This window comes from Pseudomonas sp. CH235 (genome assembly GCF_004368175.1).
In the GTDB taxonomy this organism is placed as follows: Bacteria; Pseudomonadota; Gammaproteobacteria; order Pseudomonadales; family Pseudomonadaceae; genus Aquipseudomonas; species Aquipseudomonas paraglycinae.
Genome location: NZ_RRZJ01000021.1, coordinates 12,936 through 33,837, shown reverse-complemented (window position 1 = coordinate 33,837; position 20,902 = coordinate 12,936). Strand labels below are relative to the sequence as shown.

The 20,902-nt window shown below is 61.2% G+C and carries 16 protein-coding genes; 10 read left to right on the top strand and 6 right to left on the bottom strand.

Annotated elements, in window-relative coordinates; all coding sequences use genetic code 11:
- Positions 1-72 precede the first annotated feature (72 nt).
- From EIY71_RS20010 to pepN, 6 genes are read left to right on the top strand one after another with little or no spacing between them, the layout of a single operon-like run.
- On the top strand, positions 73-963 hold the full coding sequence (locus EIY71_RS20010; RefSeq protein WP_007956919.1) for an NAD(+) kinase: 891 nt from the start codon (positions 73-75) through the stop codon (positions 961-963).
- Positions 960-1,934 carry a metallophosphoesterase gene (locus EIY71_RS20005; protein ID WP_169432621.1) on the top strand — a complete coding sequence of 325 codons (975 nt, stop codon included), beginning with the start codon at positions 960-962 and terminating at the stop codon, positions 1,932-1,934. Before EIY71_RS20010 ends, EIY71_RS20005 begins: the two co-directional genes overlap by 4 nt.
- Entirely contained in the window at positions 1,931-2,800 is an 870-nt protein-coding gene (locus tag EIY71_RS20000; RefSeq protein WP_134022842.1) for a rhomboid family intramembrane serine protease, read from the top strand. Before EIY71_RS20005 ends, EIY71_RS20000 begins: the two co-directional genes overlap by 4 nt.
- Before the next feature lie 30 nt (positions 2,801-2,830).
- A complete protein-coding gene (locus EIY71_RS19995) occupies positions 2,831-3,091 on the top strand; it encodes a YeaC family protein (protein WP_011333626.1) in 261 nt (86 codons plus the stop codon).
- Positions 3,088-3,918: a DUF2797 domain-containing protein gene (locus EIY71_RS19990; RefSeq protein WP_102687417.1), complete on the top strand. Its 831-nt coding sequence runs from the start codon at positions 3,088-3,090 to the stop codon at positions 3,916-3,918. Before EIY71_RS19995 ends, EIY71_RS19990 begins: the two co-directional genes overlap by 4 nt.
- A 10-nt stretch (positions 3,919-3,928) precedes the next feature.
- On the top strand, positions 3,929-6,586 hold the full coding sequence (pepN, locus tag EIY71_RS19985) for an aminopeptidase N (RefSeq protein ID WP_134022840.1): 2,658 nt from the start codon (positions 3,929-3,931) through the stop codon (positions 6,584-6,586).
- A 322-nt stretch (positions 6,587-6,908) separates the two neighbouring features.
- On the opposite strand, the gene katG is transcribed toward pepN, so the two are convergent.
- On the bottom strand, positions 6,909-9,176 hold the full coding sequence (katG, locus tag EIY71_RS19980; RefSeq protein WP_102687419.1) for a catalase/peroxidase HPI: 2,268 nt from the start codon (positions 9,174-9,176) through the stop codon (positions 6,909-6,911).
- Positions 9,177-9,502: 326 nt separating this feature from the next.
- Here katG and EIY71_RS19975 point away from each other — a divergent pair, with 326 nt between their 5' ends.
- A complete protein-coding gene (locus EIY71_RS19975) occupies positions 9,503-11,539 on the top strand; it encodes a TonB-dependent receptor (RefSeq protein WP_134022838.1) in 2,037 nt (678 codons plus the stop codon).
- 49 nt (positions 11,540-11,588) lie between these two features.
- Here the strand turns inward: EIY71_RS19975 and EIY71_RS19970 are convergent, their stop codons facing one another.
- Positions 11,589-13,799 (bottom strand): LTA synthase family protein, encoded by a 2,211-nt coding sequence (locus tag EIY71_RS19970; RefSeq protein ID WP_134022836.1) that lies wholly within the window; start codon positions 13,797-13,799, stop codon positions 11,589-11,591.
- A 287-nt stretch (positions 13,800-14,086) separates the two neighbouring features.
- On the opposite strand from EIY71_RS19970, the gene EIY71_RS19965 reads away from it, so the two are divergent.
- The 3 genes from EIY71_RS19965 to EIY71_RS19955 all read left to right on the top strand — a co-directional run bounded on the left by EIY71_RS19965 (position 14,087) and on the right by EIY71_RS19955 (position 16,849).
- Positions 14,087-15,118, top strand: a complete 1,032-nt coding sequence (locus tag EIY71_RS19965) for a sterol desaturase family protein (protein WP_085748415.1) — start codon at positions 14,087-14,089, stop codon at positions 15,116-15,118.
- A 142-nt stretch (positions 15,119-15,260) separates the two neighbouring features.
- Complete coding sequence (locus tag EIY71_RS19960) at positions 15,261-16,274, top strand: ABC transporter substrate-binding protein (protein WP_134022834.1); 1,014 nt, start codon at positions 15,261-15,263, stop codon at positions 16,272-16,274.
- Positions 16,275-16,432: 158 nt separating this feature from the next.
- Positions 16,433-16,849, top strand: a complete 417-nt coding sequence (locus EIY71_RS19955) for an organic hydroperoxide resistance protein (protein ID WP_007956881.1) — start codon at positions 16,433-16,435, stop codon at positions 16,847-16,849.
- Positions 16,850-16,932: 83 nt separating this feature from the next.
- Here EIY71_RS19955 and EIY71_RS19950 read toward each other — a convergent pair whose 3' ends face one another.
- The 4 genes from EIY71_RS19950 to EIY71_RS19935 form a co-directional block, all read right to left on the bottom strand.
- Positions 16,933-17,409: a copper chaperone PCu(A)C gene (locus EIY71_RS19950; protein WP_134022832.1), complete on the bottom strand. Its 477-nt coding sequence runs from the start codon at positions 17,407-17,409 to the stop codon at positions 16,933-16,935.
- Positions 17,409-18,014 (bottom strand): SCO family protein, encoded by a 606-nt coding sequence (locus tag EIY71_RS19945; protein WP_085748385.1) that lies wholly within the window; start codon positions 18,012-18,014, stop codon positions 17,409-17,411. The genes EIY71_RS19950 and EIY71_RS19945 overlap by 1 nt, the downstream gene beginning before the upstream one ends.
- A gap of 151 nt (positions 18,015-18,165) precedes the next feature.
- Entirely contained in the window at positions 18,166-19,584 is a 1,419-nt protein-coding gene (locus EIY71_RS19940; RefSeq protein WP_134022830.1) for an efflux transporter outer membrane subunit, read from the bottom strand.
- A 62-nt stretch (positions 19,585-19,646) separates the two neighbouring features.
- The gene (locus EIY71_RS19935) at positions 19,647-20,441 is read right to left on the bottom strand and encodes a helix-turn-helix transcriptional regulator (protein WP_085748383.1); all 795 of its coding nucleotides are present in this window, start codon (positions 20,439-20,441) and stop codon (positions 19,647-19,649) included.
- Between the last annotated feature and the right edge of the window lie 461 nt (positions 20,442-20,902).

Sequence of the window (20,902 nt, the reverse complement as noted above, 5' to 3'; positions counted from 1 at the left end):
AAGGATTTTGTCTATCCGGCGCTTTCGCCCATAATCGTACTTTTCGCCGTCTCAGTCCCCCGCAGGAGTCCCATGGAGCAATTTCGTAATATCGGCATCATCGGTCGCCTGGGCAGCTCCCAGGTGCTGGATACCGTCCGCCGACTGAAACGCTTCCTGCTCGATCGTCACCTGCATGTGATTCTCGAAGACACCATCGCCGAAGTCCTGCCGGGCCATGGCCTGCAAACTTCGTCACGCAAGATGCTCGGCGAAGTCTGCGACATGGTCATCGTGGTCGGCGGTGACGGCAGCCTGCTCGGCGCGGCGCGGGCACTGGCCAAACACAATATTCCGGTGCTCGGGATCAACCGTGGCAGCCTCGGTTTCCTCACCGACATCCGCCCCGACGAGCTGGAAATCAAGGTCGCCGAAGTGCTCGACGGCCATTATCTGGTGGAAAACCGCTTCCTGCTGCAGGCCGAAGTCCGTCGCCATGCCGAGGCCATCGGCCAGGGCGACGCGCTGAACGACGTGGTGCTGCACCCGGGCAAATCGACGCGGATGATCGAGTTCGAGCTGTACATCGACGGCCAGTTCGTCTGCAGCCAGAAGGCCGACGGCCTGATCGTGTCGACCCCGACCGGTTCTACCGCATACGCGCTTTCCGCCGGCGGCCCGATCATGCATCCCAAGCTTGACGCTATTGTGATTGTGCCGATGTACCCCCATACCTTGTCGGGCAGACCGATCGTGGTCGATGGCAACAGTGAGCTGAAAATCGTCGTGTCCAAAGATATGCAGATCTACCCGCAGGTCTCCTGCGACGGGCAGAACCACTTCACCTGCGCGCCGGGCGACACCATCACCGTCAGCAAGAAAGCGCAGAAGCTGCGGCTGATCCATCCGCTCGACCACAACTACTACGAAGTCTGCCGGACCAAGCTCGGCTGGGGCAGCAAGTTGGGTGGTGGAGGCGACTGATGCTCGATCCCGCGCGCAGTTATGACCTGATTGGTGACGTGCACGGATGCGCCCTGACCCTGGAACACTTGCTGGACCGTCTCGGTTACCACAAGCAGGGCGGGGTCTGGCGGCATCCGTCGCGCATGGCCGTGTTCGTCGGCGACATCATCGACCGTGGCCCGCGGATTCGCGAGGCGCTGCACATCGTCCACGACATGGTCGAGGCCGGTCAGGCGTTGTGTATCATGGGCAACCACGAGTTCAACGCCCTCGGCTGGAGCACCCCGGCGCCTCCGGGCAGCGGCAAGCAGTTCGTGCGTGAACACACCCCGCGCCATGCCCGATTGCTGCACGAAACCCTGACCCAGTTCGAAGACCATCCGGGCGACTGGCACGACTTCCAGCAGTGGTTCTACCAACTGCCGCTGTTCGTCGACGCCGGACGTTTCCGCGTGGTGCATGCCTGCTGGGATGCCGGCCTGATAGAGCCGCTGCGCGCGCTGTTCCCCGATGGCTGCATCGATGAACACTTCCTCCAGGCGTCGGCGGTGCCAGGCAGTTTCGCCTGCACCGTATTCGATCGCCTGCTGCGCGGCACCGACATGCGCCTGCCGGATGGCCTGACCATGACCAGCGGCGATGGCCTGGTGCGCTCGTTCTTCCGCACCAAGTTCTGGGAAGACGACCCGCAAACCTACGGCGACATCGTGTTCCAACCCGATGCATTGCCGGAACCGGTGGCGCAAAAGCCGCTGACCTCCAGCGAAAAGAATTCCCTGCTGCGCTACGGCGTCGATGAGCCGTTGCTGTTCGTCGGCCACTACTGGCGCAGCGGCAAACCGGCGCCGATCCGGCCGAACCTCGCGTGCCTGGATTACAGCGCGGTGCTCTACGGCAAACTGGTCGCCTATCGTCTGGATCAGGAAACCCGCCTCGATCCGCATAAATTTGTCTGGGTCGACGTCGAGCGGCCGGAGGTGCTGCGATGAGTGCCATAGCGGTCTTGCGTGTGCCGTTGGCGGCGGACCTGAGTGGTTTCGTCAAACTGCTGCAACGCATGCAAGTGCCCCATCGTGTCAGCGAAGAGGCGGGCGAGCAGGTATTGTGGGTGCCCTCGGAAATCAGCGACGACGTACGTTCGCTGTACGAGCGTTTCCCGGCGGGGGACCCCGATCAGCAGCTGGAAATCCCGGTGGTGCCGACGTTCAAGCGCCCGAGCTTTGCCGAGCAACTGAAACATGCCAAAGCCACCGGATTCATTCTGCTGCTGAGCCTGATCGTCGGCGGGTTGACCTTCCTTGGCGATAACCTCGACACCATGCGTTGGCTGACCTTCCTCGATTTCCGCGTGGTCGGCGACTACATCCACTTCACACCACTGGCCGACAGCCTGGCAGCGGGGCAGTGGTGGCGCCTGTTTACGCCGATGCTGATCCACTTCGGCGTCCTGCACCTGGCCATGAACGGCATGTGGTACTGGGAGCTGGGGCGGCGCATCGAGTCGCGCCAGGGCAGCGTCAACCTGATCGGCCTGACGTTGCTGTTCGGCCTGGTTTCCAACTATGCGCAATTCGCGTGGAGCGGCCCGAGCCTGTTCGGCGGCCTGTCCGGCGTACTTTACGGATTGCTCGGTCACTGCTGGATCTTCCAGTTGCTTGCGCCGAACCCGGCCTATCGCCTGCCGCGCGGCGTGCTGGTGATGATGCTGGTGTGGCTGGTGATCTGCATGTCCGGGCTGATCTCGATGATCGGTTTCGGCGAAATCGCCAACGCTGCCCACGTCAGCGGGTTACTCATCGGATGCTTAACCGGTTTGTTGGGCGGTTTGTACAACCGCCGTAAACTGGCCGCCTGAATTTTTTGAATAAAGAGCACGGAGACCCTGATGTCCTCTTTTAACGATTTGATCAAGAACATCACCCCGGACATCTACCAGAGCCTGAAACTGGCGGTAGAAATCGGCAAATGGTCGGACGGTGGCAAGCTCACCGCCGAGCAGCGTGAACTGTCGTTGCAGGCGATGATCGCCTGGGAAATGCAGAACCTGCCCGAGGAAGAGCGCACCGGTTACATGGGCCCGCAGGAATGCGCGTCGAAGTCGATCGAAGTGCCGAACATCCTGTTCAAGTCGGACGCCCTCCATTGATCGAGATCGGCCGCGGTGCAATCAGCAAAATGTCGGCGCGCCTGGACGGGCCGAACGTGCAGTACGCGTTTCGTCTGGATGACGTCGAGGTGCCGGTCAACCCGTTGATCGGCAGCACGGTGCGTCTGGAATACCTGGGGGCGATTCACTGCACCCATTGCGGGCGCAAGACCAAGACCAGTTTCAGTCAGGGTTACTGCTACCCGTGCATGACCAAACTCGCCCAGTGCGACATTTGCATCATGAGCCCGGAGCGCTGTCACTTCGAGGCCGGCACCTGCCGTGAGCCGGAGTGGGGCGAGAAATTCTGCATGACCGACCACGTCGTCTACCTGGCCAATTCGTCGGGGATCAAGGTCGGCATCACCCGCGCCACCCAGTTGCCGACCCGCTGGCTCGACCAGGGCGCCAGTCAGGCGCTGCCGATCATGCGCGTTTCGACGCGGCAGCAGTCGGGTTTCGTCGAAGACCTGTTCCGCAGCCAGGTGGCGGACAAGACCAACTGGCGCGCCTTGCTCAAAGGCGACGCGGCGGCGGTGGATCTGGCGCAGGTGCGCGATCAACTGTTCGAAAGCTGCGCCCCGGGTCTGCAAGGTTTGCAGGAGCGATTCGGTCTCCAGGCCATTCAGACAATTGCCGATGTCGAGCCGTTGGAAATCCGCTACCCGGTCGAGCAGTACCCGGCCAAGATCGTCAGCTTCAACCTGGACAAGAACCCGATTGCCGAAGGCACGCTGCTGGGGATCAAGGGCCAGTACCTGATCTTCGACACCGGCGTGATCAACATTCGCAAGTACACGGCCTATCAGCTCGCCGTGCATCAATAAGGACTTCAGCATGCGCACCGAACAACCGAAGATGATTTACCTGAAGGACTATCAGGCGCCCGAGTACCTGATCGATGAAACACACCTGACCTTCGAGTTGTTCGAGGACCACAGTCTGGTCCACGCGCAACTGGTGATGCGCCGCAACCCGGCCCGTGGCCCGGGCCTGCCGCCGCTGGTGCTCGATGGCCAGCAGCTGGAATTGCTCTCGGTGACCCTGGCAGACCAGGAACTGAGCGCGAGCGATTACCAACTGACTGAAAACCACCTGACCCTGCAACCGGCCAGCGAAACCTTCACGGTCGACACCAGCGTCAGGATCCACCCGGAAACCAACACCGCACTGGAAGGCCTGTACAAGTCCGGCACGATGTTCTGCACCCAGTGCGAGGCCGAAGGCTTCCGCAAGATTACCTATTACCTCGACCGCCCGGACGTGATGAGCAAGTTCACCACCACCGTGGTCGCCGAGCAGCACAGCTATCCGGTGCTGCTGTCCAACGGCAACCCGATCGCCAGCGGCCCCGGCGAAGACGGCCGACACTGGGCGACCTGGGAAGACCCGTTCATGAAACCGGCGTACCTGTTTGCGCTGGTGGCCGGTGACTTGTGGTGCGTTGAAGACAGCTTCACCACCATGACCAACCGCAACGTGGCGCTGCGCATCTACGTCGAGCCGGAAAACATCGACAAGTGCCAGCACGCCATGAACAGCCTGAAGAAGTCGATGCGCTGGGACGAAGAGGTCTACGGTCGCGAGTACGATCTGGACATCTTCATGATCGTCGCCGTGAACGACTTCAACATGGGCGCGATGGAGAACAAGGGCCTCAACATCTTCAACTCCAGCGCCGTGCTGGCCCGTGCCGAAACCGCTACCGACGCCGCGCACCAGCGCGTTGAAGCGATCGTCGCTCACGAATACTTCCACAACTGGTCGGGCAACCGCGTGACCTGCCGCGACTGGTTCCAGCTGTCGCTCAAGGAAGGCTTCACGGTGTTCCGCGATGCCGGTTTCTCCTCTGACATGAACTCGGCCACGGTCAAGCGCATTCAGGACGTGGCGTACCTGCGTACCCACCAGTTCGCCGAAGATGCAGGTCCCATGGCCCACGCGGTGCGCCCGGACAGCTTCATCGAGATTTCCAACTTCTACACCCTGACCGTGTACGAAAAGGGCTCGGAAGTGGTCGGCATGATCCACACCCTGCTGGGCGCCGAAGGCTTCCGCAAAGGCAGCGACCTGTACTTTGAACGCCATGACGGCCAGGCCGTGACCTGCGATGACTTCATCAAGGCCATGGAAGATGCCAACGGCGTCGACCTGACCCAGTTCAAGCGCTGGTACAGCCAGGCCGGCACACCACGTCTGGCGGTGAGCGAGTCTTACGACGCCGCTGCGAAAACCTACAGCCTGACCTTCCGCCAGAGCTGCCCGGAAACGCCGGACAAGGTTGAAAAACTGCCGTTCGTGATCCCGGTGGAGCTGGGCTTGCTCGACAGTCAGGGCAACGAGATTGCCCTGCGTCTGTCCGGCGAAGCCTCGGCCCAAGGCACTAGCCGAGTGATCTCGGTGACCGAAGCCGAACAGACGTTCACCTTCGTCGACATCGCCGAACAGCCGCTGCCGTCGTTGCTGCGTGGCTTCTCGGCGCCGGTGAAACTGAGCTTCCCGTACAACCGCGATCAGTTGATGTTCCTGATGCAGCATGACACCGATGGTTTCAATCGTTGGGATGCCGGCCAGCAACTGTCGGTGCAGGTGCTGCAAGAGTTGATCGGCCAGCAGCAGAAGGGCGAAAGCCTGGTGCTCGACCCACGTCTGGTTTCCGCTTTGCGCACGGTGCTGTCGGACGAGTCGCTGGATCAGGCGATGGTCGCGGAAATGCTTTCGCTGCCAAGCGAAGCCTACCTGACCGAAATCAGCGAAGTCGCCGACGTGGACGCGATCCATATCGCCCGCGAATTCGCCCGTCAGCAACTGGCGGACAATCTGTTCGAGGCGCTGTGGCTGCGTTATCAGGCCAACCGCGACCTGTCGAAGCAAACCCCGTACGTGGCCGAGGCCGAGCACTTCGCCCGTCGCGCGTTGCAGAACATCGCGCTGTCTTACCTGATGCTCAGCGGCAAGCCGGAAGTGCTGGCGGCAACTCTGGAACAGTTCGACACCTGCGACAACATGACCGAGCGCCTGACCGCGCTGGCGGTGCTGGTCAACTCGCCGTTCGACGAGCAGAAAGCGACCGCGCTGGCCAGTTTCGCCGAGCACTTCAAGGACAATCCGCTGGTCATGGATCAGTGGTTCAGCGTGCAGGCCGGCAGCACCTTGCCGGGCGGTCTGGAGCGTGTGAAGGCACTGATGCAGCACCCGGCGTTCAACATCAAGAACCCGAACAAGGTGCGTGCGCTGGTCGGTGCGTTCGCCGGACAGAACCTGATCAACTTCCACGCGGCGGACGGTTCGGGTTATCGCTTCCTGGCGGATCTGGTGATCGAACTGAACGGCTTCAACCCGCAGATCGCGTCGCGTCAATTGGCGCCGCTGACGCGCTGGCGCAAGTATGACGGTGCTCGTCAGGCGCTGATGAAGGCGGAGCTGGAGCGGATTCTGGCTTCGGGGCAGCTGTCTAGTGATGTTTATGAGGTGGTTAGCAAGAGCTTGGCTTGAGGCTGGTCGTTTGGGGTTGGTCTTGAGATGGTGTTTCAACTTTAGATCCAGCCCTCACCCTAACCCTCTCCCGGAGGGAGAGGGGACTGATTGCGGGATGCTTCAGATTTACGCCGACCTGATCCTGCTTTACCGAATCTATAATCGACTCGATTCTTCAGGTCGATGTATCGCGCAATACACCTCGGTCGGCTCCCTCTCCCTCGGGGAGAGGGCTGGGGTGAGGGGGTTGGGTTTCAGCTCCACCGCATTACTTCCGCAGAACCGGCTATAAAAAACGCCGCTCGATGAGCGGCGTTTTTTGTGGGTGGATGAAAAAGGTTTATTGGCGCAAATCAAACCGATCCAGATCCATCACCTTCGCCCAAGCGGCAACGAAGTCGTTGACGAACTTTTCCTTCGCATCGGAGCTGGCATACACCTCTGCCAGCGCCCGCAGCACCGAGTTGGAACCGAACACCAGATCGACCCGGGTCGCCGTCCACTTCACGCTGCCGGTTTTACGGTCGCGGCCTTCGAACTCGGTTTTCGACGTCGGTTTCCATTCCACGCCCATGTCCAGCAGGTTGCGGAAGAAATCGTTGGTCAGTGATCCGGGCTTGTCGGTAAAGACCCCGTGTTTCGTCTTGCCGACGTTGGTGTCCAGCACGCGCAGGCCGCCGATCAACACGGTCATTTCCGGCGCCGAAAGGGTCAGCAGTTGCGCCTTGTCGATCAGCAACGCTTCGGCCGGCACGCGGTAGGTGTTGGCGGCGTAGTTGCGGAAGCCGTCGGTGTGCGGTTCAAGGAAACCGAACGACTCGACGTCGGTTTGCTCCTGAGTCGCATCGGTGCGCCCCGGATTGAACGGCACGGTCACCGTGTGCCCGGCGTTTTTCGCCGCTTGTTCGACACCGGCATTACCCGCCAGCACGATCAGGTCCGCCAGCGAGACTTGCTTGCCTGCCGCCCCGGCGTTGAACTCGTTCTGAATGCCTTCGAGGACTTTCAGCACCTTGTCCAGTTGCTCCGGCTGGTTGGCCTGCCAGAACTTTTGCGGTGCCAGACGCAGACGTCCGCCATTGGCACCGCCGCGTTTGTCCGAGCCCCGGAAGGTCGATGCGGCCGCCCAGGCAGTGGAAACCAGTTCCGAAACGGACAGCCCCGAGGCCAGTACTTTGCCTTTCAGAGCCCTGATATCGCTGTCGTCCACCAGTGGATGCTTGGCCTCGGGAATCGGGTCTTGCCACAGCAGTTCTTCCTGGGGCAATTCCGGGCCGAGATAACGCGACAGCGGGCCCATGTCACGGTGAATCAGCTTGTACCAGGCGCGGGCGAAGGCGTCGGCCAGTTGATCGGGATTGGCCAGGAAGCGCCGCGAAATCTTCTCGTAGGCCGGGTCGAAACGCAGGGCCAGGTCGGAGGTAAGCATGGTCGGGTCGATGCGTTTGTTCGGGTCGTGGGCGTGGGGAATGGTGCCGGCCCCGGCGCCGTTTTTCGGTTTCCACTGATGGGCACCGGCCGGGCTCTTGGTCAGTTCCCATTCGAAGCCGAACAGGTTTTCCAGATAGTTGTTGCTCCACTTTGTCGGGGTGGTGGTCCAGGTCACTTCCAGGCCGCTGGTGATGGTGTCGGCGCCTTTGCCGGTGCCGAAGCTGTTTTTCCAGCCCAGGCCTTGTTCTTCGAGGCCGGCGGCTTCCGGTTCCGGGCCGACGTTATCGGCGGGGCCGGCGCCGTGGGTCTTGCCGAAGGCGTGGCCGCCGGCGATCAGGGCGACGGTTTCCTCGTCGTTCATGGCCATGCGGCCGAAGGTTTCGCGGATATCCTTGGCCGAGGCCACCGGGTCGGGATTGCCTTCCGGGCCTTCCGGGTTCACGTAGATCAGGCCCATCTGCACGGCGGCGAGCGGGTTCTCGAGGTTGCGTTCGCCCTGGTTGGTGCGGCTTTCCTCATTGCCGTGTTCGGCAGGTTCCGCGACCAGTGTTCCTTCGCCCGGCGGCTGCATGGATTCCGGGTCCTTGCCGTAGCGGTTGTCGCCGCCCAGCCACTTGTTTTCCGAGCCCCAGTACACGTCTTCATCCGGTTCCCAGACGTCCGCGCGGCCACCGGAGAAACCGAAGGTCTTGAAGCCCATCGATTCCAGCGCGACGTTGCCGGTGAGCACGATCAGATCGGCCCAGGAAATGTTGCGGCCGTATTTCTGCTTGATCGGCCACAGCAGACGTCGGGCCTTGTCGAGGCTGACGTTGTCCGGCCAGCTGTTGAGTGGGGCGAAGCGTTGCTGGCCGGAGCCGGCGCCGCCACGGCCATCAGCGGTGCGATAGGTGCCGGCGCTGTGCCAGGCCATGCGGATGAAGAGCGGGCCGTAGTGGCCGAAGTCCGCTGGCCACCACTCCTGGGAGTCGGTCATCAGCGCCGTCAGGTCGCGTTTGAGGGCCTGGAAATCCAGGCTTTTGAAAGCCTTGGCGTAGTCGAAGTCCTTGCCCATCGGATCGGATGCGGGCGAGTGCTGACTCAGGATTTTCAGGTTCAGTTGATTCGGCCACCAATCGCGGTTCGTCGTGCCACCGCCGGCGGCGTGATTGAACGGGCATTTCGATTCATTTGCCATGTTCGGGTCCTTATCAGGTCTTCTGCGGCCGGCTCGTGCCGACTTCGGAGTAGTAAGGCTAGACCCGACTCGGCGAGTCAGCTAATAGGCCGACTATTGGAGCGTGATAGGCGCAGTCTCTTACGCGACGAGCCGGGAGCGTGGGCCGGGCAGGGCGCTGAAATGCCCGTGCTTGAGCGATGGTTTGCAATTGTGGGGAAGAAACGTGATGGCCATTGGAAATGTTATTGTATAACATAAAAATGATTTCATCTGATCGATGCCAGTAATACACCCTCTGTAGCGCCGGCATTGATCCTCACTTTTCTGCCTGACGGATCTCTGAAATGCCTTCCCGTTTCCACACCTTCCAACCTCGCCTGACGCTCATGGCCTCGGCGCTGCTGATCGCTTTGCCCGCATTCGCCGCCGACCCGCTGGAACTGCAACCGCAAGTCATCACCGGCAATCCGCTGGGCAGTCAGACCCTGGCTTCGCCCTCGACCGTGTTGAGCGGCGACAGCCTGACGCTGCAACAAAAGGGCAGCCTCGGCGAAACCCTGAACAGGCAGCCGGGCGTGTCGTCGTCCTACTTTGGCCCGGGTGCCAGTCGCCCGATCATTCGTGGGCAGGACGGCGATCGCATTCGCATCCTGCGCAACGGCGTCGGCGCGCTGGACGCCTCGTCGCTGTCCTACGATCACGCGGTGCCGCTGGATCCGGTCAACGTCGAGCGCATCGAAATCGTCCGTGGCCCGGCGGCCTTGCTGTACGGCGGCAGCGCCATCGGCGGGGTGGTCAACACCTTCGACAACCGCATCCCGACCGAAGCCATCGACGGCATTCACGGTGCCGGCGAGTTGCGCTACGGCGGCGCCGACACCACCCGCAGCAGCGCCGGTAAGCTCGAAGCCGGCAACGGCCAGTTCGCCTTGCACCTGGACGCCAGCGCCCGCGAATTCAATGACCTGAAAATCCCCGGCTACGCCAAGACCAGTCGTGAGCGGGCGAACGACGATGGCGATTCGAAGAAGCATCGGCTGGCCAACAGCGATGGTCGTCAGGACGGCGGTGCGGTGGGCGGGTCGTACACCTGGGATGACGGTTACGCGGGGCTGTCGTACAGCAATTACGATTCGAACTACGGCTCGCCGGCCGAAGACGACGTGCGCATCCGCATGGAGCAGGAGCACTACGCGTTTGCCTCGGAAATTCGCAACCTCGACGGCCCGTTCAGCTCGGTGAAGTTCGACGCCGGCTACACCGATTACCAGCACCGCGAAATCGAGGGCGGCGAGGTCGGCACCACGTTCAAGAACAAGGGCTACGAGGCGCGGGTCGAGGCCCGGCATCAGCCGTTGGGGCCGTTCAACGGGGTGATTGGTGCGCAGGTCAGTCGCAACGAATTCTCGGCGCTGGGCGAAGAAGCCTTCGTGCCGCACACCGATACCGATGCCGGTGCACTGTTCATTCTCGAAGAGCTGCAAGCCACGGATCGCCTGCTGTTCACCCTCGGCGGACGCCTTGAACACACCACGGTCGACCCGGACGCCAAAGGCAACGAGCGTTTCGCCAATGCCGATCGCTCCAGCAGCTTCACCGCCGGCAGCCTGTCATCCGGCGCGGTGTACACGCTGACGCCGGTCTGGTCGGTCGCCGCCACGCTGGGCTACACCGAACGCGCGCCGACGTTCTATGAGCTTTACGCCAACGGCGCCCACGTCGCCACCGGCACTTATGAAGTCGGGGATGCGGGGCTGTCGAAAGAGAAAGCCGTCTCCAGCGACCTGGCCCTGCGTTTTGACAACGGTACGCACAAGGGCAGCGTGGGCGTGTTCTATAGCCACTTCTCTAATTACATCGGCTTGCTCAGCACCGGACGCACGCTGAATGACGAAGGGGAGGAGGACGCCGACGGCATCCCCGAATACACCTACTCCGGCGTGCGGGCGCGCTTCAGCGGTATCGAAGCGCAGGATCGCTGGACCCTTGGCGAAAATGCCTACGGCAAGTTTGCGCTGGAGCTGTCGGGCGACTACACCCGCGCCAAGAACCTCGACAACGGCCAGGACCTGCCGCGCATCGCACCACTGCGGTTGAACACCGGTCTGTTGTGGGAGCTGGATCGCTGGGAGGCACGGATCGATGTGGAACACGCCAGTTCCCAGCACCGGGTGCCGGACAACGAAAGCAGCACCGACGGCTACACCACGCTGGGGGCTAATGTGGGTTATCACTTTGATGTTGGCCAGAGCAAATGGCTGGCCTTCGTCAATGCCGAGAACCTGACCAACCAGACCGTGCGTTACGCCAGCTCGATCCTGCGCGATATTGCACCGGCAGAAGGGCGCAGCATTCAGGTCGGACTGCGTACCACCTTCTGATCGTTCACACCGGACGGGCGCCAGCGTCGTTGCGACGCTGGCGTCGACCTCAACTCGATTGAGCGGTGTCTTCTTCCGGGATCTCGTCCAGCAGATCCTGTTGCCCCGGCAGTTCGGTGATCACGCTGAAATCACTGACTTCCACGGCGCCCAGCCCATACCCCAACAAGTGAAACGAAAACGCCTTGCGCGGTTGCGGGTTGTCGAAACTGAAATCCATCTCCAGCGGCTGATCCGCCGTGGCGACCATCTCGGTCGGCAGGCCCAGTTGCACGTCCTGTTCGAACTCCTTGGCCTTGAGCTGAATATACGCCGCCTGCTGCGGATCGACCGAACGCACGGTCAGGCGCACGCGGGTGTGGGAGCCCTTGGGCATTTCCAGGTATTGCGCGCCGATCAGGTTGTCTGCCCAGTCGTCCTTGATCTGCGCTTGCAGCGGGATGACGTTGGCGCTGCCGAACTGATAGCGCTGGTTCAGCGGGGTGCGCAGCAGCGACAGGTCCAGGGCCGAGGCGCGGGCAGCGATGTCCCGGGCATTCTGGCCGCTGGCATTGCCCTTGAACGTGGCGCTTTCGGCGATGAACCCTTCGCTGGCGTAATTGCGGCAACGGCGCGGCATGTCGCATTCAGTCAGCAGGCCGCGACCGTCGTGATAGCGCAGCTTGCCGTTGGTGAACGACATGATTTCGCGGCCCGAATCGTAATCGCGAAACAACGAGCGCCCGCTGAGGGCGGAAGGCACCGGAAAATCGAAGTAATCCAGAATCGACGCGCTCAGATCGACGTGACCGTAGACCCCGGCGTTCAGGCGCGGCAGTTGCGCCTGCTCCGGCGCGAGGGTCAGGTTGAAGCCCCAGGACGACGCGAGGCGTACGCCGTCGATGCCGTGGGACTCGTCCGAAGTGATCACCACCAGCGTGTCTTTCAGCACGCCCTGGCGTTCGAGGCCGCTGAGAAACTGTTCCAGTGCATCGTCCAGATAACCGACGGCGGCCTGCTTGGGCGTGTCGTAGCGTTGCAGGTAATCCTCCGGCGCGGAGTAGGGCTGGTGGGTGCCGACGGTCAGCAGCGTGAGCATCCACGGCTGTTTCTGCTTCTTCAGTTCGCCGACGTATTTCAGCGCGCCTTCAAAGAACGCCTTGTCATCCTTGCCCCACGGGAACTCCAGGTAGTTGGCGTTGGTGAACCATTCCAGGCCATGGGTCGCATCGAACCCGATGTGCGGCATGATCTTGTCTTTGGCCATGAACCGCAGCCCTGCGCCTTGCAGGTAGTGAGTGGCAAAACCGTGCTGACGCAACTGGGCCGGCAGGCACGCCTGATTGCGCTCGTGCTGGGTCAGCATTTCCACGCCTTTGGGCGTGCCGTTGTCGAGCTTGTCGTAATCGCCGCAGAGCATGGCGTACAGACCGCGAATGGTCTGATGGGTGTGCAGCACGTAATCCGGAGTGTTCATGCCGCGCTCGGCCCAGCGGCTGAGGTTGGGCATCAGGTCTTCCTGATAATGGCTGCCGATAGCTTGGCGATTGGCGCCGATGTAGGCGCCCGGAATGCCTTCGAGGGCGACGATCAGCACGTTGCGCGCCTGGCCCTTGGCTGCCAGCAACGAGTGACCGTTCAGATCGACATCGGTGAGCCCGGCCATCGGTGGGGGCGCGACCTGGGTGTCGCCGTCCAGCCATTCTTCGGCCTGCATCTGCACGTCGGCGACCTGCGCGGCGAGCAGTTGGTGCGGCAGGTTGTACAGACGCCACGGGTCGGCATCGCTCGGGTTTAAGTGCTGCGCGCCCCAGTACGCGGAGAACAGCAGTACCGGCGTCGCCCAGGCTGCGCGGGGCAGAGCGGGGAACTTTGTCGCGCGTCGAGTCCAGTGACTCAGCAACCACAGGGTCAAAGCCACCAGCAGCGCAACCGCCACACCGGGGTGGGCGAAGCCGCCGCCGGTGGAGTTCTCCACGAACTGCGGGTCGATCAGGTAATGCAGGTCTGCCACGGTCGGCAGGCGCCCGACCGCGCTGACCAGTTCCGCGGTCGCCACCGCCAGCAATCCCCAGAACAGCAGCACCGGTAGCGCCAGCCACCAGGGACGACGATGCAACAGCACCACCAGCAGACTGCCGATGGACAGATCCGACAGATAACCGAACAGGCTCGACCAGCCGAGCGCCGCGCGAAGGCACACCGGCACGATCAGTACCAGGAAAACCAGAGAAAGAAGGCGGGCATCCAGGCGCCGCAGCCGTTGAAAAAGAGCGCTCACAAAAAAGACCTTCCAGCCATTAAACCGTCATAAAAGTGTGGGCGATGATACCAAGGGTGGGCTGTCTGATCGCCTTTTTAAACGGCTGGGTGATCCGGTCCCGGGAGGCACTCTCAGCCAACCGGATGAGCTGGGGCCTTGATCGGCGACTGTCCTGGCGGTTTTGCGGCTTAAGCGAGGCGGCGGTTTTATTGTTTCAGGCTGTTTAACCGGCCTTTGATCCGTTCCTGCTGCATTTGCGAACCAGTGCGATTTACAATGCGCGACTTCTGATGGAGTCGTTCGTCGTGGATTTACTCGCGCAACTTCACGCGCAGCTCAGCCGCTGGGTGATCGATCCGGTCACCGAACGGTTCCTTGGCCTGTTCGATTTGAACGGCCGCCTCGGTGTGGTGTTTCTGCTCACATCCTACGGCGTGGCATACGGCCTTTATCGCCACCGAAAATCCCGGCACCTGACGCAAGCCCGATCCTTCTGGCAATTTGTCGGCGGCGGTCGTGTTCACGGGCATCGTTCGGCCTGGCTGGATTACCGTTATTACTTCATCAAGGCGATTCTTCGGGTGACGCTGGTGTTGCCCGTGGTCGGCCTCGTCGACCCGCATATTCTGCGTTCGGGCGACTACGCACAGTTTTTCACTCAGTTGTGGGGCGCGCGCGAGCAAGTGCCGGAACACCCGTTGATCGCGTTGTTCTACGGACTGGGCGTGTTCCTGTTCAGGGATTTTCTGCATTACTGGATTCACCGCGCTTTCCATTCCCGCTATCTGTGGGAATTTCACAAGGTTCATCATTCGGCGCCGGTGCTGGTGCCGGCCACCGCCAGCCGGATTCACATTGCCGAATCGATCGTTGAAAGAATCGTCATCACCGCCGGCCTCGGCGCGTTTGCCGGGACGGTCTGGTATGCCTGCGGCGGCGAGATCAGCCGCTACACGCTGTTCGGCGTGACCTGGCTGGCGCTGATTATCAACAGCCTGGGCTCCAATCTGCGGCACAGCCATGTCTGGCTGTCGTTCGGGCCGGCGGTCGAGCATGTGCTCAGCAGCCCGGCCCAGCACCAGATTCATCACAGCGACGCACCGCGCCATTTCAACAAGAATTTCGCGATCAATCTGTCACTGTGGGACTGGCTGTTCGGCACGCTGTACGTCACCACCTCAAAGCCCGAAGCCTTGCGCTTCGGCACGGGCGAGCAGGACCGCACGCGTTATCTGACGCTGTACAGCCTGACCGTCACCCCGTTCGTGGAAACCGCGAAGCGCCTGTCATTGAACGCCGACGGTCTTAGAACCCGGTTCAACCAGCGTACGCCTTGAACGTCGGCATCAGCCTGTTCATCAGTTTTTCGAAGCTGGTTTTCCAGTGATATCAATATGCGATAACGGTATTTAAATTTCGTTTTTTATAGCGATAAAGTCCGGCCTCACAGATTTTCCTGGAAATCACTGCGAGGTTGTCATGGCCCTACCGTTCAAACGTTCTGCACTGACGCTGCTGGCGGCCTCGCTGGCCGGCGCATTGCTCGGCAACACCGCTCAAGCCGAAGGCAAGATCAGCATCGCTCAGCAATTCGGCATCGGTTATCTGATTCTGGATGTGGTGCGCGATCAGCACTTGATCGAGAAGCACGGCAAGGCCCAGGGCCTGGACATCAAGGTCGACTGGAACAGCATTTCCGGCGCCACCGCCATGAACGAAGCGCTGCTCACCGGATCGCTGGACGTGGTCTCGGCCGGTGTGCCGCCGATGCTTACCGTGTGGGATCGCACCAAGGGCAAGCAGAACGTCAAAGCCATCGCTTCGCTGGGTTCGATGCCCAATTATCTGCTGACCAATAACCCGAACGTGAAAACCCTCAAGGACTTCAGCGACAAGGATCGCATCGCCGTACCGGCGGCGGGTGTGGGCTTCCAGTCACGCACGCTGCAGATCGAAACGGCCAAGGAATTCGGCAATGACCAATACAAGAAATTCGACGACATCTCCGTCAGCCTGCCGCACCCGGATGCGACGGCTGCACTGATCGCTGGCGGCTCGGAAATCAACGCGCATTTCTCCAGCCCACCGTTCCAGTATCAGGCACTGCAGAATCCTAACGTGCATAAAGTGCTGAGTTCCTACGACGTGCTCGGCGGCCAGGCCACGTTCAACGTGCTCTACACCACGGAAAAATTCCACGACGAAAACCCGAAAACCTACAAGGCGTTCTACGACGCGCTGGCCGAGGCGGAGAAAATCATCAAGGCCGACAAGCCTGCGGCGGCTCAAGCTTACATTCGGGTTGAACAGTCAAAGCTGCCGCTGGCGCTGGTGGAGAAAATCGTCACCGATCCGGAAATCGATTTCACCGTGGTGCCGCAGCGCACCTTTATCTATGCAGAGAAATTGCAGGAGCTGGGCGTGCTGAAAAACAAGGCGGACAGCTGGAAGGATTATTTCTTTGAAGAGGCGCATGGCGGGGCGGGGAGTTGAACACTCGTCTTTTCTGAACAGTCCGCACGTCCGTTCGCCGGGTGAGCGACAAACCCGTGTCTATAGTGAGAGGGCTGTGTGAAACGGGTGGCGCACCTCAAGGCTGCGACGGGAGGCGCCGAGTGAACAATCTGCTGTTTTTCATTCAGGAGATCGCCATGAGTCAGATCGAAAAAGTCCTCTACACCGCGAAAACCCACACCACCGGCGGACGTGACGGCGCATCGCGCAGTTCCGACGGGATCCTCGATGTAAAACTGTCGTCGCCCGGTTCCAGTGGCGGCGGGACCAATCCGGAACAATTGTTCGCCGCAGGCTGGTCGGCATGTTTCATCGGCGCGATGAAAGCGGTGGCGGGGCAGCAGAAAATCAGCCTGCCAGCGGACCTCGCGGTGGATGCCGAAGTGGACCTGGGCACTAATTCGGGAGGGTATCTCCTGCAGGCGCGACTGAATGTAAGCCTGCCGGGCATGGAGCGCGGCGCGGCGCAGCAGCTGGTGGATGCGGCGCATCAGGTGTGCCCGTACTCCAAGGCCACGCGCAACAATATCGAGGTCGAATTGAAACTGGTCTGATATCCAGATGCAAAAGGGGCGGCATGATCGTCGATCATGCCGCCCCTTTTGTTTTTTGAGGCCGTAAATCTGTCCGTCGACGATCAATGCATCTTGCTGTGATCGTGGCCTTCCATGGTCAGCGCCTTGACCGGCGCTTTCACTTCAACGGTTTCCTTTTCGCCCTTGGCGTTTTCCACGGTCAGGGTCAGCGGCACGCTGTCGCCTTCCTTCAGTTGAGCGGTCAGGCCCATCAGCATTACGTGGTAGCCATTCGGGTCGAAGTTGACGGCTTTGCCCGCCGGCAGGTCCACCGATTTCACCGGGCCCATGCTCATCACGTCGTTCTTCATGGTCATCTCATGAATCTGCACGTCCTTGGCCGCTGGCGAGGCAACGCTGAGCAGCTTGCTGTCGCTGTCGGCGGTGACGGTCATGAACGCGCCGCTGGCCGACTGGTTTGGCACGGTCGCGCGCACCCAGGCGTCGTCGACCTTTGTCTGCGCCGATACCTGGAAAGCCAGGCCCAGCAGGGACAGGCCCAGTGCGGCACGTTTGATGTGGTTCAGAAAAGGGTTCATCAGCAGACCTCCATGACGGTAAGCAAATCTTCCGTGCACTCTTGTGCAGAAAGCGATTGAGACAGGCCCACACGCAAGTTGCCCCGGGTGTCGTAGACATAACTGGTGGCGGTGTGGGAGAGGGTATAGGTGTCGCCGGCCGGGACTTTTTCGTAGAACACGTCGAATTCCTTGGCGGTGGCCTTGGTTTCTTCGAGGGTGCCGTACAGCGCGACGAAGCTCGGGTCGAAGGTCTTGACGTAGGCGTCGAGGATTTCCGGGGTATCGCGTTCCGGGTCAAGGGTGATGAACACCACTTGCAGGATGTCACCGTCCTTGCCCATCAACTTCTTGATTTTTGCGGCGCGGGCCAGCGTCGTCGGGCAAATCGCCGGGCACTGGGTGAAACCGAAGAAGATCATCGGCATCAGGCCGCGAAAGCTCGACAGCGTCACGGTGTTGCCTTCGGTGTCCTTGAGCTTGAAGGTGCGTCCGAGGATCTTGTCGCTCAGATCCTTGCCGTACTTGTACGACAGTTCGCCGCGGGTGTCGCAGCCGGCGAGCAGGCCGAGACCGAGTACGCCCATTCCCGCAAGCACCTTGCGGCGAGTCAACAAAGCCGTCATTTCATACCGCCCTTTGGAGCCCGCCGGTCGGCAGGACAGGCGGGGGGGTTAACCGTAAAAGCGGCGCATGATACCAAAATGATCCGGCAGGTCGGTTTTTGATCACCTGTCAATGTCGGAACAGGCGACAAAAGGTGTAAGAAAAAATGACTCAAGGCGATGGTGGAAGCGGCTCGACCGGGCTCCAGCCACCACCCAGCGCGGTGTACAGGTTCACTTGCGCGACCAGTTGCGCCAACCGATCGGTAATCAGTCCTTCCTGGGAACTGAACAGCGAACGCTGGGCATCGAGGAACGTCAGGCTACTGTCGACGCCGCTCCGGTAACGGTGCTGCGCCATGTCGTAATAATCCTGGGTCGCCTGCACCAGGTCGCGCTGGGCCTGGAGTTGCTGTTCGTAGGTCTGGCGCGCCGCGAGGCCGTCGGACACTTCCTGGAATGCCGTCTGAATGGTCTTTTCGTACTCGGCGATGGTGATGTCTTTTTGCAGCTTCGCGTAATCCAGGCTGGCGCGCAGACTGCCGGCATTGAAGATCGGAAGGTTGATCTGCGGCTGGAACGTCCAGGCCCCGGAGCCGCCCTTGAACAGCCCGGACAGATCACGGCTGGACGTCCCGGCATTGGCGGTCAGGCTGACACTCGGGAAAAACGCCGCCCGCGCCGCGCCGATGTTTGCATTGGCGGCACGCAGCTTGTATTCGGCCTGGAGAATGTCCGGCCGGCGTTGCAACAAATCCGACGGCAACCCGGCCGGCACGGTTGCCACCAGATCACTGTCCAGCGGACGCGCTGGCAGGTGCTCGGGCACCGGCGCGCCCACCAGCAGCGTCAGGCTGTTCAAGTCCTGGGCGACTTGGCGCTGATAACGGGCCAGGCTCGCGCGGGTGCTGTCGACACTGGTCTGCGCCTGAATCTGATCCAGCGCCGAGGACTTGCCGGCCTCGCGGTTACGAGTGGTCAGGTGCAGGCTGCGCTCGTCGGCGGCCAACGTTTCCCGAGCCAGCGCCAACAACTCCTGATCGGCGCGCCAGGTCAGGTACGCGTTGGCGACGTTGGCCACCAGACTCAATTGCGCACTGCGCCGGGCCTCTTCGGTGGACAGCCAGGTCAGCAGCGCCTGCTCGCTGAGGCTGCGCACCCGGCCGAAGAAGTCCAGTTCATAGGCGCTGATGCCCAGATTCACCGAGTAGGTCGAGGTGATTGCCGCTTGGGTGCGAGTCACGCTGGACGGCAGCCGCTGACGCAGCTCGTTGGCGTTGGCCGACACCGCCGGCAGCAGGTCGGCGCGCTGGATGCGGTATTGCGCCTGAAACGCCTCGACATTCAGGGCAGCTACCCGCAGATCGCGATTGTTGACCAGCGCGCTTTCAATCAATTGCTGCAACGCCGGGTCATTGAACAGCGCGCGCCAGTCTTCCACCCGGGGCGTGACCGGGGATTGCGCGGCATACGCCGGACCTTGCGGATACTGCGCAGCGCTCGGCGATGCCGGTCGCTGGTAATCGGGAATCAGTGAGCAACCGCCCAGCAGCAGCGCAGCGGACAGCAGGGAAATCGGCAATCTGAACATCAAACAGCCTCGTTCACGAATGAGAGCGGACGCCGGGCGCCCGTGATGAGAAAAACGCCGGATCAGGCCCCGGCCATCCATTTCGCCAGACCGTGTCGCCCGCTGACCCCAAGCTTGGCGGCCGCGCGCTTGAGGTAGGTCTCGATCGAGCTGTTCTTGACTCGCAGCTTTTCCGCCATCTGCGGCACGGTGCCGCCGGTCAGCAGACCCAGGCAGACTTCTTTCTCGCGCACCGACAATGTGATGTCGCCCAACGCCAGGCGTTCGTCGAACACCTGTTGCAACGGCGTCTGGGGTTGATCGGCTTGTGGCGCGCGGGGTTGGCGGGCGATGGCTTGTCGACTGATGTGCGCGTGGCGCTCGATCAAGGGCAACAGGGTGTCGGACAGGCGCTTGAGAAACGACAGCTCCGGCAGGGAAAACACCCGATGCGTGTGGGGACGGTAGAACGAAATGACGCAACGGCGATTGGACGTGCGAGACACCAGATTGCATTGGTGGACGCTGTGGTGCGGGTGTCGATGCTGGAGCGAGGCTTTCAGTTGAATCAGTAGCGAGTCGTTCATCTCGATCATCTGTTGCAGCAACGGGTGGTCGTCCGGGTGCTGCAACGGATCCGGGGGCGGAAAGGTGTCCGGCAAACCGGCACTGCCCAACGCCTTGATCTCGACCACGCTTGAGTCCCGTTCATCCAGGGTCCATTCACTGAGATGGACGCGATTGACGGGTACGAGGTTGTCGACCAACTGGAACATGTTCGTGGCAAAACGCTCGTTGCCGGTGCTGGCGATCAACTCCCCCAGCTGCCAATAAAAGTGCGGATTTTCCATGTTGCGAAGACTGCCGGTCAGATTCATATCCTTGTCATCCCTGATTTAGAGCCATTGCCGAATCGTCTGCCGTGCATGCACCCCTGAAGCGCCCACCCAGTCTTTTCTCCTTGAAATCGTCTGGAGCGGGATTTAAGCCTATGCATTTGTCCTACGTCTGTAGGGGAAAACAGGGACACAAAGTGCCACTATTTCCGAAAAAATGGCGTCACGTTTCTGTCAGGTGAATGTGCAAGGTCGCGTAGTCCGTGACTGTACGGTCTAGTACGAACCCCGAAATCCGGGGATCGGACCGCCGCACCCTTCAGTGCGGGACGCTAGCGGCCACGCAAGTGTGGCGATTGTCCTACAGGATTTTCAGTCATTTCTTTCCGAACTTTTAGGGAAATCGCTGACTTCTCAGGCCCTGTTGGCTCGCACAACTGTACAAAGTGGGGAGTGTTGTCCGGGTTTTTCGTGTCACGCGGATTTCGGGGCCGATGCTTGAA

What these genes read in the sequence shown, in the direction of transcription:
- EIY71_RS20010 (WP_007956919.1), top strand. Translation starts at nt 73, where the DNA reads ATGGAGCAATTTCGTAATATCGGCATCATCGGTCGCCTGGGCAGCTCC.
- EIY71_RS20000 (WP_134022842.1), top strand. Translation starts at nt 1,931, where the DNA reads ATGAGTGCCATAGCGGTCTTGCGTGTGCCGTTGGCGGCGGACCTGAGT.
- EIY71_RS19995 (WP_011333626.1), top strand. Translation starts at nt 2,831, where the DNA reads ATGTCCTCTTTTAACGATTTGATCAAGAACATCACCCCGGACATCTAC.
- pepN (WP_134022840.1), top strand. Translation starts at nt 3,929, where the DNA reads ATGCGCACCGAACAACCGAAGATGATTTACCTGAAGGACTATCAGGCG.
- katG (WP_102687419.1), bottom strand. Translation starts at nt 9,176, where the DNA reads ATGGCAAATGAATCGAAATGCCCGTTCAATCACGCCGCCGGCGGTGGC.
- EIY71_RS19975 (WP_134022838.1), top strand. Translation starts at nt 9,503, where the DNA reads ATGCCTTCCCGTTTCCACACCTTCCAACCTCGCCTGACGCTCATGGCC.
- EIY71_RS19960 (WP_134022834.1), top strand. Translation starts at nt 15,261, where the DNA reads ATGGCCCTACCGTTCAAACGTTCTGCACTGACGCTGCTGGCGGCCTCG.
- EIY71_RS19955 (WP_007956881.1), top strand. Translation starts at nt 16,433, where the DNA reads ATGAGTCAGATCGAAAAAGTCCTCTACACCGCGAAAACCCACACCACC.
- EIY71_RS19950 (WP_134022832.1), bottom strand. Translation starts at nt 17,409, where the DNA reads ATGAACCCTTTTCTGAACCACATCAAACGTGCCGCACTGGGCCTGTCC.
- EIY71_RS19945 (WP_085748385.1), bottom strand. Translation starts at nt 18,014, where the DNA reads ATGACGGCTTTGTTGACTCGCCGCAAGGTGCTTGCGGGAATGGGCGTA.
- EIY71_RS19940 (WP_134022830.1), bottom strand. Translation starts at nt 19,584, where the DNA reads ATGTTCAGATTGCCGATTTCCCTGCTGTCCGCTGCGCTGCTGCTGGGC.
- EIY71_RS19935 (WP_085748383.1), bottom strand. Translation starts at nt 20,441, where the DNA reads ATGAATCTGACCGGCAGTCTTCGCAACATGGAAAATCCGCACTTTTAT.